Genomic DNA, 16,159 nt, shown 5'->3' with positions numbered 1-16,159 from the left:
CGAGGTCTAGCGCGCGGTTACCAAGTGTCTACATAGGGAGAAACAGGCGCCGCTGCACGCGTGGCGGAGGCCAGGCCGCGCACCAGCCATGTGCGCGTCTCGGCCGGATCGATGACCGCATCGATCTCCAGCGTCTGTGCCATGTGGATCGCCTCGCCGTTCGCATATTGCTGTGCGACGAGTTGCTTGAAGAGCGCGTCGCGCTCGGCGCCTTCAGGCACCGCCGCGAGCTCCTTGCGAAAGCCCAGGCGCACCGCACCTTCGAGCCCCATCGCACCGAACTCGCCCGTGGGCCACGCCACGGTGAACACCGGCGCATCGAAGCCGCCGGCCGTCATCGCCTGCGCACCGAGGCCATAGCCCTTGCGCAGCACCACCGCGAAGAAGGGCACGCGCAGGTGCGAGGCCACCATGAACATGCGGCACACGTGGCGCACCTGCGCCTGTGCCTCGATCTCGGGGCCGACCATGAAGCCGGGCGTGTCGCACAGCGACACGATGGGCAGCCCGTGCGCATTGCACAGCTGCATGAAGCGCGCGGACTTGTCCGCGGCCTCCACGTCGATGGCGCCGCCGAGGTGCTGCGGGTTGTTGGCCATGAGGCCCACCGGCTTGCCCTCGATGCGCGCGAGCGCGGTGACGATGCCCGCGCCGAAGCCCGCGCGCAGCTCGAGCAGCGAGCCGGTGTCGGCCACGCCGCGCATTGCGGCACGCACGTCGTACACGCGCAGGCGGTTCTCGGGCACGACGTGGCGCAGCGCGCGCGAGTCGGCGCATTGCCAATCGGTGGTCGGACCCTGGAAGTACGAGAGGTATTGCTTCGCTGCGGCAACCGCGGCCGCTTCGTCCTCCACGAGGATGTCGATCACGCCGTTGCGCGACTGCACGCTGCTCGGCCCGATCTGCTCGGGCGCGAAGGTGCCGAGCCCGCCGCCCTCGATCATCGCGGGCCCGCTCATGCCGATGTTGCTGCCGCGCGTGGCGATGATCACGTCGGCGCAGCCCAGCAGCGCCGCATTGCCCGCAAAGCAGCGGCCATGCACGATGCCGACCACCGGCACCTTGCCTGAGAGCGCGGCGAACTGGCTGAAGGTGTGGTTGTTCAGGCCCGCGACGATGGGCATGTCGGTGTCGCCCGGCCGGCCGCCGCCGCCTTCGGCGAACAGCACCACCGGCAGCTTCAGTTGGTGCGCCACCGCCAACAGGCGGTCGGTCTTGTGGTGGTTGCGCATGCCCTGCGTGCCGGCAAGCACCGTGTAGTCGTAGGCCAGCACGGCGCAGCGCGACTTCTCGGGGCCGAACCGCTTCGCATTGATGCTGCCGAGGCCCGTCACCATGCCGTCGGCCGGTGTGTTGGCGATCAGGTCTTCGAGGGTGCGGCGGCGCGTTTGCGCGGCGATGGCGAGTGCGCCGTATTCGATGAAGTTGCCGGGATCGTTCGCCGTGTCGCACAAGTCCGCGATGTTCTCGCGTGCGGTGCGGCCGCCCTGCGCGTGGCGCTTGTCGACAGCCGGCTTGCGGTTGACGTCGAGCGTCGGCGCGTGGCGGTCGATCACCTTCTGCAGATCGGGGCGGATCGCGTCGAGGTCGTGCTCGGTGCGCGCCTCGGCCTCGACAGCTTGCGCATCGACGGCTTCCAGGCGCACCAGCGACTGGCCTTCCACAAGGTAGTCGCCGGGCTCCGCGAGCAGCGCGACCACGCGGCCCGCAAAGGGCGCGTGCAGCAGATGCTCCATCTTCATGGCTTCGAGCACGCCGAGCTGCGCGCCGGCGGGGACCACATCGCCGACGGCAACTTCGAACTGCACCAGCTTCGCGGGCATCGGGGCTTTGACGGTGAGGTCGTCTGCTTCATCGCCTGCGGAGGTCAGAGCCTCTGCGACGGCAGGAGCGATCTGCTTCGCATGCTTTTCGAGCGATGCCGCAGCCGCCAGCAGATCGCCCAGATGCGCTTCGACGAAGCGCGTATGCACCGCCTGCGTCGCGAACTCGGGCCGCGCGGCGATGGCGCGCAGCAGCGAGAGATTCGTCGCGATGCCGTCGATGCGGCATTCGTCCAGCGCACGCAGCGAGCGGCGCAGCGCATCGGCAAAGTTCGGCGACGGTGAATGCACGATCAGCTTGGCGAGCAGCGTGTCGTAGTGCGGAGATGGCGCAAGGCCCGCGTAGCCGTGCGTATCGACGCGCACACCCGGCCCGCTCGGCAGGTCGAAGCGCGCGAGCGTGCCACCCGAAGGCCGCGCGCTGCCTTGCGCATCCAGCGTCTCGGCGTTGATGCGCCACTGCACCGCGAAGCCGCGCTGCGGCGCCGTGCGATCGGCCTCGATGCCCAGTGCGCTCAAGGATTCGCCGGACGCGACGGCCATCTGCAGTTGCACCAGGTCCAGCCCGGTGACGGCCTCGGTCACCGTGTGCTCGACCTGCAGGCGCGGATTGGCTTCGATGAAGACGAAGGGCAGCGTGGCCGATGCCGCATCGACGAGGAATTCGAAAGTGCCGAGCCCGCGATACCCAACCGTCTTCGCCATGCGCAGCGCAGCCTGCGTGACTTTCACGCGCAACGCCTCCGGCAGCGAAGGGCTGGGCGCGATCTCCACCAGCTTCTGGAAGCGCCGCTGCAAGGTGCACTCGCGCTCGCCCAGGCTGGCCACGGCCTGCCCGTCGCCCAGCACCTGCACCTCGATGTGCCGCGCATTGCGCATCAGGCGCTCGACGTATACGCCCTCGATGCCGAATGCCGCCTTGGCCTCGGACATGCAGCGTGCATGCGCCTCGGGCAGTTCGTCGGCATCCAGCACCGCGCGCATGCCGCGCCCGCCGCCGCCACCGATGGCCTTGACCATCACGCCCGCACCCTGTGCATGCTGCTCGGCGAAGAAGGCCTGTGCCTGCGAGAGGGTCACCGCGCCTGCGCTGCCTGGCATCACCGGCACATCGCATTGCGTGGCCAGTTCGCGCGCGCGCGCCTTGTCGCCGAACAGGCCCAGCTGCTCGGATGTAGGCCCGATGAAGACCAGGCCGGTAGCCGCACAGGCCTGCGCGAAATCTGCCCGCTCGCTCAGGAAGCCATAGCCGGGATGCACCGCATCGCAGCCCTGCGCCTTCGCGACCGCTATCAGCGCGGCCACATCCAGGTACGCCGAAGGCCCGGTCGCATCGAGCGCCACCGCCACATCGGCCAGTTGCACATGAAGCGCCGACGCATCGTCGCGCGCATGCACCGCCACGCTGGCGATACCGAGGTCGCGCAATGCGCGCACCAGCCGCACGGCGATCTCGCCGCGGTTGGCAATCAGAACTTTGGTGAACACGCGATGTCTTTCAGTTCTTGTCTTTGAGCAACCGGCGCAGCACCTTGCCGGCGCCCGTCGTGGGCAATGCATCGATGAAGCTCACGGCGCGCGGCGCCTTGTAGCTCGCCATGTTGTCGCGCGACCAGGCGATGAGTGCGTCGGCATCGAGCTGGGCATCGGGCTTGCGCACGATGAAGGCCTTCACGACTTCGCCCTTCTCCGCATCTGGCTGCGCGATCACCGCGGCCTGCGCCACGGCGGGATGCTTGATGAGGATGGTCTCTACCTCTTCCGGGAACACGCTGTAGCCCGAGACCTTGATCATCTCCTTGAAGCGGCCGATGAAGGTGAGGTAGCCGTCGGCATCGAGCTTGCCCATGTCGCCCGTGTGCACCCAGCCGTTCCGCAAGGTGGCGGCTGTGGCCTCGGGCTTGTTCCAGTAGCCCTTGAAGGAGCCCGGGCTGGTGAGCACGATCTCGCCGACTTCGCCGGCGGGCATGTCGGCCTGCGTTTCGGTGTCGACGATGCGAATCGTCACGCCAGGCACTGCAATGCCTTGCGTGCCCCAGCGCGGCGCATGGTGCGGCGTGTAGGTGTCGCAGGTGTGGGTTTCGCTGAGACCGTAGGCGGCCTCGAACGACGTGCAATTCGCGGCATGCGAGCGCCACTGCGCGGCGAGCGGTTCGGTGAAGGTGATGCCAAAGCTCGTCACCGGGTTCATCTTGAGGCTCGACAGGTCGAAGCCCGCGATGTCGGGCACCTGCATGCATGCCACGTTCATCGGCGCGATGCTGTACCACCAGCTGACCCTGTACGTCGCGATGGCCTGCAGCACCGCGCGCGGATCGAAGCGGTGCAGCAGCACCGAGGTGGCGCCGCTCAACACCGGCACGTTCACGCCCATCAGCATGCCCGCGATGTGATATAGCGGCGCGATGGAGAGCAGCACATCGTGCGACCCCACGCCGTTGCAGTCGGCCGCGGCGCGCGTCTTGAAGAGCGCGTTGCCGTAGCTCAGCATTGCGCCCTTGGGCAGGCCGGTGGTGCCCGAGGTGTAGGTCATGAGTGCGACGTCGTCCATGTCGACGGCCACAGGCGCCGGCTTCGCATCGGACTTCATCACCGCAAGAAAGTCTTCGCAATCGGACGGCACATTGCGCTGCGTCTTCTGCTCGGCAGCGAGTTCCGCCGGCAGGTCGAGCGCGGCCGGCACGGGCAGCAGGTCCGCGTAGTGCACCACGAACACATGCGCGAGCGCGCTGTCGGGCTGCACCTTGCGCACCACCGGCAGCAGCGATGCAGCCGCGACGATCACGCGCGCCTTCAGGTCGTTGACCTGGTACGCCAGCTCGTGCTCCTTGTTGAGCGGGCCACTCGGGCAGACGATGGCGCCGATCTTCTGGATGCCGAAGTGCGCGACCAGGTACTGCGGGCAGTTGTTGAGAAAGAGCACGACCGGCTCGCCCTTCTTCACACCAAGGGCTTGCAGCCGCGCGGCGAAGGCGTCGCTCGCGCGGTCGAGCTCGGACCAGCTCATCGCATGGCCGTACCAGATGCAGGCGGCGCGCTCGCCGCGCTCGCGCGCATGGGTGCGCAGGTATTCGTGCAAAGGCTGTTGCGGACGGTCGGGCAGTGTCTCCATGGCGTCTCTTTCTCAGGGTTATCGATAGCCGCCTGCAAGGGGCAGGCGCTTGCCAATGGGTGCATGGTGCACGAACAATCCTACCCATGGGTATAACTTCCGCGACACGGCACAAACCCTCTGGGGCCGACAAGCAACCAACGGCCACAGCGGCACAACCGCACCTGCCGCAGGGCACAGGCCGCCAGCGCGCGGCCACGCAGAGCACCGACGCGCAGCGCGAGCGCATCCTGCAGGCGGCCGCGCAACTCTTCGCCGCGCAGGGCTACGCCAACACGACGATGGCGCAGATCGTTCGCGCGCTCGGCGTGACCAAGCCCTTCGTGTACTACTACTTCCGCGACAAGCAGGAGATCTTCGAGACGCTGTCGTGGCGCCCCGCGGTCGACTGCTTCACTGCGCTCGATTTCGCCGCCGACGACCCGCGCCGGGCGAGCGAGAAGGTGCTCGAGGGCATCGAGCGGCTGATCCGCGCGACCATCGTGCATCACCCCTGCGCCTTCTTTCCGTACCGCGAGCCGCAGGTGTACCGGCCCGAGTACATCGCGGCGCAGAAGAAGCTCGCGCACCACTTCTACGACCTGCTTTGCCCGCTGCTCGAAGAGGCGCGGCGCGATGGCGACCTCGACTTCGGCGAGACCAAGATCACCGCGCTCGCGGCCTGCAGCCTGCCGGGCTTCCTGTACAGCTGGTACCGCCCCGGCGGCCGGCTCTCGCCCGACGAGGTGGTGGTCGAGCTCACGAAGCTCGCAAGCCGCGTGATCGGGCTGCGCGCCAAAGACTGATTGCACAACCTCCGGAGACACACCATGAAGCTCAAGAAAGCGCCCTCGACGCGGATCGCCCTTGCCTGCCTGCTTTGCATCGCGGGCGCAGCGCATGCGCAGCAGCCGACCTACAAGATCGCCTACATCGATCCGCTTTCGGGCCCCTTCGCCAACGTCGGCGAGCTGATGCTGATGCACACGCAGTACGCCATCGAGGACATCAACGCCAAGGGCGGCGTGCTCGGCGGCACCAGGCTGCAGCTGCTGCAGTTCGACAGCAAGCTCTCGGCGCAGGAGAGCCAAAGCGCGCTGCAGGCGGCCATCGACCAGGGCGCGAAGGCCATCGTCACGGGTGGCTCGGGCTCCTCGGTGGTCACGGCGCTGGTGCAGTCGGTGGCGCGCTGGAACCAGCGCAATCCGGGGAAGGAGCTGATCGTGTTGAACCACTCCTCCATCGACCCCGAGATGACCGGCAAGGGCTGCAGCTTCTGGCACTTCCAGACCGAGGCCAATACCGCGATGAAGATGAAGGCGCTGGCCAACTACATCAAGAAGACGCCGGATGTGAAGAAGGTCTACCTGCTCAACCAGGACTATGCGCACGGCAAGCAGTGGGCCAGCTACGGCCGGCAGATGGTCGGCCTCGCACGGCCCGACGTGCAGTTCGTGGGCGAGGCGCTGCACCCCATCGGCCGCGTGAAGGACTTCGCGCCCTACATCGCCAACATCCGCCAGAGCGGCGCCGATTCGGTCATCACCGGCAACTGGGGACAGGACATGACGCTGCTGCTCAAGGCCGCGGGCGATGCGGGCTACAACCTGCGCTACTTCAACCACAGCGCGGGCTCGGTGCCGGGCACCGTCACCGCGGTGTCGCAAGCGAAGACAGGGCAGTTGACCTGGGTGGCCGAGTGGCACCCGGGCCAAGCCGACACACCCAAGGCAGACGCGCTGGCCAAGGCCTACAGGGCCAAGACCGGCAAGGACTTTCTCGCGCCGCGCATCGACATGACGCCGCGCCTCCTGGCGCTGGCCATCAACAAGGCCGGCAGCGACGACACCGTGAAGGTGGCGCGCGCGCTCGAAGACATGGTCTTCGACTCGGTGGTCGGCCCGGTGCGCATGCGCGCCGAAGACCACCAGTTGCTGCTGCCGCAGGTGGTCAACACCATCGCGCCGGTGGACGGCAAGACGGTGAAGACGGGCTGGGAAGGTACGAACTACGGCTTTCGCACCGACGCGGTCTACACCGGCAACGAGCTGGCGCAGGGGACCGAGTGCAAGATGGTTCGGCCCTGACTTTTTGCTGATGGGGTTCGAGTTTTCTCAGGTCGGGGGGCGTGCGAAGAACACCGGGTACTCCCCTCCGCGAATGTCCCCCGGGCTTCGCCCTCCTCCTTGATTTCGCTGCGGGGAGCACCCGGTGCTCTTCGCACCTGGGCACGCTCCGGGTGATCGAGCGACCAACCACCGACGCTCACAACGCTCGCGCCGATGGGGTGCCTTGCGCAGCGAAATCAAGGAGGAGCCCGAAGGGCGGGGGACATTCGCGGAGCAAGGCACCCCGTCGGCGCGAGCGCGCCCTGAACTGCGCGAGCGCACCCCAAGCTCTTCGCAGCCGAGAACCGCACGGACATTTCTAGGGGAAACCCCGTCCTGCCTGCCCCCTGTGCCGTCCGGATACTCCGGGTGGCACCTCACGGATTTCCGAAGCGGGTCCATTCCAAAAGGCACAACACCAAATGGCAGGCAAAAACTCGCTCTATCCGATCCCGCATCCGGCGAAGAAACCCTTCGTCGGAAACCTGCTGTCGATCGGCTCCGACTCCCCCGTGCTCGACATGTGGAAGATCGCGCAGGACCTGGGCGGCATCTACTGGCTCGACATGCCGGGCATGCCGGTGATCGTGGTGTCGTCGCCCGCGCTGGTCGACGAGCTCTGCGAGGAAGCGCGCTTCGACAAGAGCACGCGCGGTGCATTGCGCCGGCTGCGCGCCGCATCGCACGGCCTCTTCACCTCCGACACGCACGAAGAGACCTGGTCCAAGCCGCACAACATCCTGCTGGCCAACTTCAGCCAGCGCGCGATGCAGGCCTACCACCCGATGATGCTGGACATCGCGGGCCAGCTGGTCACCAAGTGGGAGCGGCTGAACTTCGACGAAGAAGTGGACGTGGTGCGCGACATGACCGCGCTCACGCTGGACACCATCGGCCTGTGCGGCTTCGGCTACCGCTTCAATTCGTTCTACCGCGAGGGCTTCCATCCTTTTGTCGATGCGATGGTGCGCACGCTGGAGACGGTGCAGAACCGCCGCGGCCTGCCGCTCGAAGAGCTGATGCTCAAGAAGGAGCTCAACCAGCAGCGCAAGGACATCCGCTACATGCACAAGATGGTGGAAGACATCATCGAGGAGCGGCGCGCGAGCGGAGCCGACATCGCCACCAAGCCCGACCTCCTGAGCTACATGATCGCGGGCGTGGACAAGAAGAGCGGCGAGCAGCTCACCGACAAGATGATCCGCGACGAGTGCATCGAATTCCTCATCGCGGGCCACGAGACCACCAGCGGCCTGCTCTCGTTCGCGATCTACTTTTTGCTCAACAGCCCCGAGGCCATGGCCAAGGCGCAGGCCGAGGTCGACAGCGTGTTCGGTGGCGACACCTCGCAGAAGCCCACCTATGCGCAGGTCAACCGCCTGCAGTACGTGATGCAGGTGCTCAAGGAATCGCTGCGCATGTACCCGACCGCGCCCGCCATCTCGATGCGCGCCAAGGAAGACACGACCATCGGCGGCCAGTACACGATCAAGAAGAACAACATGGTCATCATGCATGCGCTCGCGCTGCACCGTGACAAGGGCATCTGGGGCGAGAACGCCGACCAGTTCAACCCCGACAATTTCAGCCGCGAAGCCGAGCGCGAGCGGCCGGTGAATGCCTTCAAGCCCTTCGGCAACGGGCAGCGCGCCTGCATCGGGCGGCAGTTCGCCCTGCAGGAGGCGGTGCTCACGCTGGGCATGATCCTGCAACGCTTCAACCTGGTCGATCACACGGGCTACAAGCTCAAGATCAAGGAAGCGCTGACGATCAAGCCGGAGAACTTCAAGATCAAGGCGCTCTTGCGCGATCCGGCCTCACGCCCGCGCGGCAACGGCGAAGCGAACGCCACGCCGGACGCACCCGCCAAACCCGTCGCGCGCAAACCTCAAGCGGCGCGCCACGGCACCTCGTTGCTGGTGCTGCAGGGCTCCAACCTCGGCACCGCCGAAGACCTCGCGCGGCAACTGGCCGAGGCCGGCGAGCTGCGCGGCTTTTCCACGCAGGTGGCCTCGCTCGACGACTATGCCGAGCGCCTGCCGGCCAACGGTGCGGTGGCGATCGTCTGCGCCTCGTACAACGGCGTCGCGCCCGACAACGCGGCCGAGTTCCACCGCTGGCTCGACAAGGCCGACGACGCGCTCAACGGCGTGCGCTTCAGCGTGTTCGGCTGCGGCAACACCGACTGGGCCGCTACCTACCAGGCCGTGCCGCGCCGCATCGACGAGCGGCTCGAAACGCTGGGCGCCACGCGCGTGCATCCGCGCGGCGAAGGCGATGCGCGCGAGGACATGGACGGTGCCTTCCAGGACTGGAGCGATGCGCTCTGGCCCGAGCTGGTGAAGGCCTTCGGCATCAAGGCCGGCGCCGACACGCCGGCCGAGGCCGAGCCGCTCTACACGCTCGAGGAACTGCCGCCGCCGCAGAAGAACGCGCTGGTCGATGCGCTGGGCGCCGTGGCCTTGCGCGTCGTCGAGAACCGCGAACTGCAAAGCCCCGGCAGCGATGCCGAGAGCAGCCGCTCCACGCGCCACGTCGAGCTGATGCTGCCCGAGGGCGTGAACTACGTGCCCGGTGACCACCTGAGCGTGGTGCCGCGCAACAGCCCCGCGCAGGTCGAACGTGCGATGGCGCGCTTCGGCTTCGACCGCTCGGCGCATGTGCGCCTTTCGGCCGTGCCGGGCCGCAAGGCCGCACTGCCAGTCGACCAGGTGATCGCGGTCGACCGCCTGCTGGGCGACTACGTCGAACTGCAGGACGTGGCCACGCGCAAGCAGATCGCCACGCTCGCGGCCCACACCGAGTGCCCCTTCACCAAGCCGAAGCTCGCCGCGCTCTCGGGCAGCGACGAGGCCTCGCAGGCCGCGTACAAGGCCGAGGTGCTGCACAAGCGCAAGTCGCTGCTCGAACTGCTGGAAGAACACCGCGCCTGCCAAGTACCGTTCGCGGTGTTCCTGGAAATGCTGTCGCCGCTGTCGCCGCGCTACTACTCGATCTCTTCGTCGCCGGCGATGACGCCGGGCCGCTGCAGCGTGACCGTGGGCGTGGTGAGCGAGCCCGCGCTCTCGGGCAACGGCACCTTCGAGGGCGTGTGCTCCAACTACCTGGCGCGCGCGGAGGCGGGCGACACGGTGCACGGCGTGATCCGCGAGACCACGGCCGAGGGCTTCCGCCTGCCGGAAGACGCGAAGCGTCCGCTGATCATGATCGGCCCCGGCACCGGCCTTGCGCCGTTCCGCGGCTTCCTGCAGGAGCGCGCGGCGCGGGCCGAGCGCGGCGAAGCATTGGGCGAGGCGATGCTGTTCTTCGGCTGCCGCCATCCGGAGCAGGACTTCATCTATGCCGAGGAGCTGCAGGGGTGGTCGCACCGCGGCCTGATGAAGCTGCACACCGCGTTCTCGCGCTCGGGCGAGCGCAAGGTCTATGTGCAGGACCTGATCCGCGAACAGGCCGCGGCCGTGTGGAAGCTGCTCGAAGCCGGCGGCGTGATCTACGTGTGCGGCGACGGCTCGCGCATGGAGCCCGACGTGCGGCGCACGCTGACCGACATCGCGCGCGAACACGGGCACGACAGCAATACCTGGATGGACAAGATGATTGCCGACCAACGCTACGTGCTCGACGTGTGGGCCGGCAGCTGACGGGCGCGGGATTCGGCTTCGCTGCTACCATCCGCATCCCGGGAACACAGCCTCCCGGCCTGCAAAGATCGACGGTGTCCCGTCCAAGTGCTGGTGACTCACAACGGAGCTTTCCGTGGACACCGCTATTTCCGACGACACCTCCCCCGCGCACGGCGCACCGCCCCCCACCGTTTCCTTCGCCGAGGCTTTTCGCTTCTGGCTCAAGCTCGGCTTCATCAGCTTCGGCGGCCCGGCTGGACAGATCGCGATCATGCACACCGAGCTCGTGGAGCGGCGCCGCTGGATCAGCGAAAAACGTTTTCTGCATGCGCTGAACTTCTGCATGCTGCTGCCCGGCCCCGAGGCGCAGCAACTGGCCACCTACATCGGCTGGCTCATGCACCGCACGCGCGGCGGCATCGTTGCCGGCGCCCTGTTCGTCCTGCCGTCGCTGTTCATCCTGATCGCGCTGTCGTGGATCTACATGCGCTTTGGCAACGTGCCGGTGGTGGCCGGCATCTTCTACGGCATCAAGCCGGCGGTCACGGCGCTGGTGCTCCATGCGGCACACCGCATCGGCAGCCGCGCATTGAAGAACGGATGGATGTGGGGCATTGCAGCCGCGGCCTTCGTGGCCATCTTCGCGTTCGGCGCGCCATTCCCAGCGATCGTGATCGCAGCCGGACTGATCGGCCACCTCGGGGCGCGATGGGCACCCGGCGTGTTCGCGCTCGGTGGCGGCCACGGCAGCGCGAAGCAAAGCTACGGCCCGGCGCTGATCGACGACGACACGCCAACGCCGCCGCACGCGCGCTTCTCGCGCTCGCACCTCGCCAGGATCCTCGCGGTCGGCCTGGGCCTTTGGCTGCTGGCCATGGGCGCCCTGATTGCCACGCAGGGACTGCAGGGCACGCTCGCACAGATGGGCTGGTTTTTCACCAAGGCGGCGTTGCTGACCTTCGGTGGTGCCTACGCGGTGCTGCCCTACGTTTACCAGGGCGCTGTCGAACACCAGCAGTGGCTGTCGGCGACACAGATGATCGACGGACTTGCCCTGGGCGAGACGACGCCGGGGCCGCTCATCATGGTCGTGGCTTTCGTCGGCTTCGTCGGCGGATGGCTCAAGCAGGTCCTGGGACCCGATGCGCTGTTCCTCTCGGGAGCGCTGGCGGCCACAGTCGTCACCTTCTTCACCTTCCTGCCGTCATTCATCTTCATCCTTGCGGGCGGGCCGGCCATCGAGGCCACGCACGGCAAGCTGCGCTTCACTGCGCCGCTGTCGGCCATCACTGCGGCCGTGGTCGGCGTGATCCTGAACCTGGCGCTCTTCTTCGCGTACCACGTGCTGTGGCCGCAGGGCTTCGGAGGCCGCTTCGACGCGATCTCGGCAGCCATCGCCATCGCCGCGGCCGTCGCGCTGTTCCGCTTCAAGGTCGGCGTGATGCCGTTGCTTGCCGCCTGCGCGGCCATCGGGTCGATGGTCACTTTGCTGCTTGCGCTGCCGATGCGCTGAAAGAAGTGGCCATGTTGGACAAACCCGATCGGCGCCCAGGCCCCGCCCCGCTCGCAGGTCTCGCGCGCCTGCTGCCCTCCGGGGTCAATCCCGGCGCGCTCCCCTTGCTCGCCGCGCGCGGACTTCGCGCATTCGGCGACGGCTACATGGCGGTGCTGCTGCCGGCCTATCTGCTGTCGATTGGCCTCGGCACGCTGGAGGTGGGCATCGTCAGCACGGCGACGATGCTGGGCTCGGCACTCGCAACGCTCGCGGTCGGCGCCTGGGGGTACCGTTTCCCGGGCGGGCGGCTGCTGCGCGGCGCCGCCTTGCTGATGGCCGCGACCGGCCTGGGCTTTGCGGGCCTGAGCTCGTTCTGGCCTTTGCTGGTCGTCGCGCTGGTCGGCACGCTCAATCCCAGTTCCGGCGACGTCAGCGTGTTCCTTCCACTGGAGCACGCGCGGCTCGCGGCGGCAGCGAAAGGCCATGCGCGAACCACCCTGTTCGCCCGCTACAGCCTTCTGGGCGCCCTGTGTGCTGCGTTCGGCGCGCTGGCCGCGGCGGTTCCGGACTGGCTGGTTCGCCATGGCGACTTCGCGCGCCTGGACGCCTTGCGCGGCATGTTCGCGGTCTACGCGGCGATCGGCCTGGTCGTCTTCCGGCTCTATCGGAACCTGCCGGCCCATGCGGTCACCGGCAACGCCGACAGCGTGCCTATGGCGCCCGCGCCCCTCGGACCTTCACGCCGCGTCGTGGTGCGGCTGGCAGCCCTCTTCAGCGTCGACGCGTTTGCGGGTGGCCTGACGGTCAACGCGCTGATGTCGCTGTGGCTGCTGGAGCGATTCGGCCTGTCGCTGGCCCAGGCAGGCGTGTTCTTCTTCTGGACCGGCCTCCTCGGCGCGGCATCACAGCTTGCGGCCCCGCTTGTGGCGCGGCGCATCGGGTTGCTCAACACCATGGTCTTCACGCACCTGCCGGCCAATGTCTGCCTGGTGCTGGCCGCCCTGGCGCCGAGCTTGCCGCTGGCGCTGGGCCTGCTGATGATCCGCAGCGCGCTTTCTTCCATGGACGTGCCCACTCGAACAGCGTACGTGATGGCGGTCGTGACGCCGGCTGAGCGCAGTGCCGCCGCGAGCTTTACGGCCGTGCCGCGAAGCTTGGCCGCCGCCATCAGCCCGACGCTGAGCGGCGCGCTGTTCGCAGCCGGCTGGATCTCGTTGCCGCTCGTCGCCAGCGGCCTTCTCAAGATCTGCTACGACCTCGCGCTATGGCGCGCCATGCGGCGGGATCGGCTCGAGGAGGAGGAGGAGCGAACCGTCGACCCGTGAAGCTGCTCGCGATGCGCATCGGAAACATGCGCATCCAAGGCTCACAAGTCGCGGTCGGGATCGGGATAGACCAGCGGCCCCAGCAGGCCGCGGTTGAAGGGCTTCCATTCGCCCTCGGGCTGCGCCAGCCGGTCGGCCACCGCGTAGAGCACCGCGGGATGCGCACCGAGCCCCAGATGGCTTGCCATCACTTCGATGTTCTCCGACTGCGGGCCGGTCTTCTCGATGCTGCAGCGCCAGGCGACAACGCCGTCGGTGCGGCTGAAGATCGAGGTGGTCGGCACCGGCGGCGTGGGCTGCACGTGCTTCATGCGGCGCGGGTCGTGCGAACTCTGGCCGCTGACGCCTTCGTACACGCGCCATGCGTTGGTCGCGCGCGGGCTGCCGGAGAACGGGCTGCCCAGGGTGATGACGTTGCGGATCAGATCCGGCTGCGCAGACGCCAGCAGCCGCGCATAGACGCCGCCGAGGCTCCAGCCGATCACGCTGACCTTCTGGCCGCTCTTCTCATTCAGGTTCTGCAGCAGTTGCACCATGCCGTCTTCCACGCCTTCGCGCGGGCCGAGGTTGCGGCCCAGGCCCCAGCCATGGGCGTCGTAGCCGCGGCTCGTCAGGTAGCGGCGCAGCAGCAAGGTGGAAACGTCGCTCGCCACCAGGCCCGGCAGCACGAGCACCGGGTGCCCGTCGCCGCGCGGCGTGAGTTGCAGCAGCGGCCACATGGCGATGCCGGCGCCTGTTTCCCAAAGGGCACGCGCCTCTGCCAACAGCAGCAGGCGCGAAGGCGGTGCGATGTGATCGTGGGTGGCGGTGGTCATGGAAGCAGCTTTCTTTCGGGTTTTCTCTGTTTTCGTAAGACGAGCATGAGGGGCCATGGTTGCACTCTCCCGTCAGACGACTTCCTCATTTATCCGAGGTATTTGCCCCTCAGGTAATCGAGGTAAGCCCTCGATTCGCTGGAAACATACGGGGAAACCAGCGTGAGCGTATAGAAAGCCGCCAGACCGGGATCGGCCTGCGCCAGGGCATCGCGCCCGGGCACCAGCCGCTCGAACGACAACCAGCAGGTGGTGGTGAACACCATCTGCAAGGCCAGGATGCGCGCCTGCTCGGCGCTGGTCTCGATCACGCCAGAAGCCACCAGCCCTTCGCACAGCGTCTGCGCGGCGAGCAGGTTCTGCGCGGTGAGCGCCTGCGCGCGCTGGCCGAGGGCCGGGTATTCGCTGGCCAGGAAGGCCATGTCGCGGTAGATGAAGCGGTACTCGTCGATGGCCTCGAAGCGCAGGTGCAGCGCGAGCCAGAGGTCGTCGATGGCCGTGATCGACGGCGAGGAACCGTTGAGCGCCTCGAGCCGCTGCTCGAAGCGCCGGAACAGCCACTCGACGATCAGCTGCTTGGCCTTGAAGTGGTAGTGCAGGTTGCCCGGGCTCATGCCGAGCTCGGCGGCGATCTTGTGCGTGGACACGGCCGCCAATCCTTCCGCATTGAACAGCGCGAGGCTGGTCTGCAGGATGCGGTCGCGCGTGGTGTTGGAACTGGCCACAACCGGCTTGCGTCGTCGTCGCTCAGCGTTTGCCGCTGCCGCTGCGCGGCCCGGCGTTGTTCTCGAATTGCACGAGGCGTTCGCGCAGGTCCGCCACCTCGTCGCGCAGTGCCTGCACCTCTTGCGCACTCGGCATGCCCAGGCGTTGCAGGGCGGTGGCGACGCGCTGGTCGAACACGTCCTCGAACTTGCGGATGCCGAAGCTGTCGAGGCTCGGAAAGCCGCGGGTGAGCGCTGCCTTGGCAGCCGTCGCATCGACCTTGCCCTGCCCGATGCCGAGCAAGCCTTCGATCACGTTGGCCTGCCGCTTGGCGACGTCGTTGCGCACGTTGTCCAGCGCCTTGAGACCCGCACGCAGAAGGCCTTCGGCCTTGCCGGGTGCGGCGGCGGTCTTGGCCGTGGTCTTGGTCTTGGTCTTGGCGGCGGTTTTCTTCGCCGCGGGCGCAGCAGACTTCTTCTTCGCCGCCGGAGCTTTCTTCCCAGGCGTCGCCTTCTTCTTCAACTTTGCAGTTTCGTCAGTGCGGGTCGCCATTCAGTGGTGCTCCAGATAGCAGAAAGAAAAAGAGGCGCAGAGCGCCTCGGGGGTCAGGCCGCCTTGCGGGCGGCAGCGCGGCGAACCGGCTTCTTGGCCACGGCGGCCTTGGGCTTCACGGTGCGCACGGGCTTGGCGATTTCAGCGTCCACGCCGGCCACGCGGGTTTCGATCTGCTTGGCACCGGCGGCGATGCGGTCGGCGATCTGCACCGAGACGGTGGCGATCGGCTGGTTGACGGCGTTCAGGGTGTTCAGCACCGAGGTGACGACCGGCGATTCGACGCGGGCCACGCGGCCGGCCACGGTTTCGATGCCGCTGGTGGTGCCGGCGGCAACGCGGTCCATCACCGAGACGATGCGGCTGGTGTCGATGTCCAGGCGGTTGGCCAGGAAGCCGTTGACCTTCTCTTGCGCACCGATCAGGTTGGCCTTGATCTGTTCGCTCACCAGCGGGATCTGGCGGCTGCCCAGGAAGTTGCTGTAGCGCGAAGCGGCGCCGCCCAGGAGGCGATGCACGCCGGTGCGGTAGGCGCCGACCAGGGTCTTGCCCGCGTCGTTGTACTGGCCGACGACGTGGATGGCTGCGGAAGCGAGGGTGGTTTGCGTGGACATGATGAAGA

At 67.5% G+C, this 16,159-nt stretch carries 11 protein-coding genes; 5 read left to right on the top strand and 6 right to left on the bottom strand.

What is annotated here, in order from left to right:
* Positions 1 to 17: 17 nt before the first annotated feature.
* Positions 18 to 3,311, bottom strand: coding sequence for a carboxyl transferase domain-containing protein (locus tag M2282_RS27735; protein WP_280811997.1), 3,294 nt, complete (start codon positions 3,309 to 3,311; stop codon positions 18 to 20).
* A 10-nt stretch (positions 3,312 to 3,321) separates the two neighbouring features.
* The gene (locus tag M2282_RS27730; protein WP_280811996.1) at positions 3,322 to 4,935 is read right to left on the bottom strand and encodes an AMP-binding protein; all 1,614 of its coding nucleotides are present in this window, start codon (positions 4,933 to 4,935) and stop codon (positions 3,322 to 3,324) included.
* 86 nt (positions 4,936 to 5,021) lie between these two features.
* Here M2282_RS27730 and M2282_RS27725 point away from each other — a divergent pair, with 86 nt between their 5' ends.
* From M2282_RS27725 to M2282_RS27705, 5 genes are all read left to right on the top strand, one after another.
* Positions 5,022 to 5,720, top strand: a complete 699-nt coding sequence (locus tag M2282_RS27725) for a TetR/AcrR family transcriptional regulator (protein ID WP_280811995.1) — start codon at positions 5,022 to 5,024, stop codon at positions 5,718 to 5,720.
* Positions 5,721 to 5,744: 24 nt separating this feature from the next.
* A complete protein-coding gene (locus tag M2282_RS27720; protein WP_280811994.1) occupies positions 5,745 to 7,001 on the top strand; it encodes a branched-chain amino acid ABC transporter substrate-binding protein in 1,257 nt (418 codons plus the stop codon).
* A gap of 443 nt (positions 7,002 to 7,444) precedes the next feature.
* A complete protein-coding gene (locus M2282_RS27715) occupies positions 7,445 to 10,663 on the top strand; it encodes a bifunctional cytochrome P450/NADPH--P450 reductase (protein WP_280811993.1) in 3,219 nt (1,072 codons plus the stop codon).
* Positions 10,664 to 10,778: 115 nt separating this feature from the next.
* Positions 10,779 to 12,158, top strand: coding sequence for a chromate efflux transporter (gene chrA, locus M2282_RS27710; RefSeq protein WP_280811992.1), 1,380 nt, complete (start codon positions 10,779 to 10,781; stop codon positions 12,156 to 12,158).
* A gap of 11 nt (positions 12,159 to 12,169) precedes the next feature.
* Complete coding sequence (locus tag M2282_RS27705; RefSeq protein ID WP_280811991.1) at positions 12,170 to 13,465, top strand: MFS transporter; 1,296 nt, start codon at positions 12,170 to 12,172, stop codon at positions 13,463 to 13,465.
* A 41-nt stretch (positions 13,466 to 13,506) separates the two neighbouring features.
* Here the strand turns inward: M2282_RS27705 and M2282_RS27700 are convergent, their stop codons facing one another.
* The 4 genes from M2282_RS27700 to M2282_RS27685 form a co-directional block, all read right to left on the bottom strand.
* Complete coding sequence (locus M2282_RS27700; RefSeq protein ID WP_280811990.1) at positions 13,507 to 14,280, bottom strand: esterase/lipase family protein; 774 nt, start codon at positions 14,278 to 14,280, stop codon at positions 13,507 to 13,509.
* Between the two features lie 89 nt (positions 14,281 to 14,369).
* Positions 14,370 to 15,005 (bottom strand): TetR/AcrR family transcriptional regulator, encoded by a 636-nt coding sequence (locus M2282_RS27695; RefSeq protein ID WP_280811989.1) that lies wholly within the window; start codon positions 15,003 to 15,005, stop codon positions 14,370 to 14,372.
* Positions 15,006 to 15,027: 22 nt separating this feature from the next.
* Complete coding sequence (locus tag M2282_RS27690) at positions 15,028 to 15,537, bottom strand: phasin family protein (protein WP_280811988.1); 510 nt, start codon at positions 15,535 to 15,537, stop codon at positions 15,028 to 15,030.
* Between the two features lie 53 nt (positions 15,538 to 15,590).
* Positions 15,591 to 16,151, bottom strand: coding sequence for a hypothetical protein (locus tag M2282_RS27685; RefSeq protein ID WP_280811987.1), 561 nt, complete (start codon positions 16,149 to 16,151; stop codon positions 15,591 to 15,593).
* Positions 16,152 to 16,159: the final 8 nt, after the last annotated feature.

Origin of the sequence: Variovorax boronicumulans (assembly GCF_029892485.1) — a bacterium.
Taxonomy (GTDB): domain Bacteria; phylum Pseudomonadota; class Gammaproteobacteria; order Burkholderiales; family Burkholderiaceae_C; genus Variovorax; species Variovorax boronicumulans_B.
This window is presented reverse-complemented; position numbering and strand designations above follow the sequence as displayed.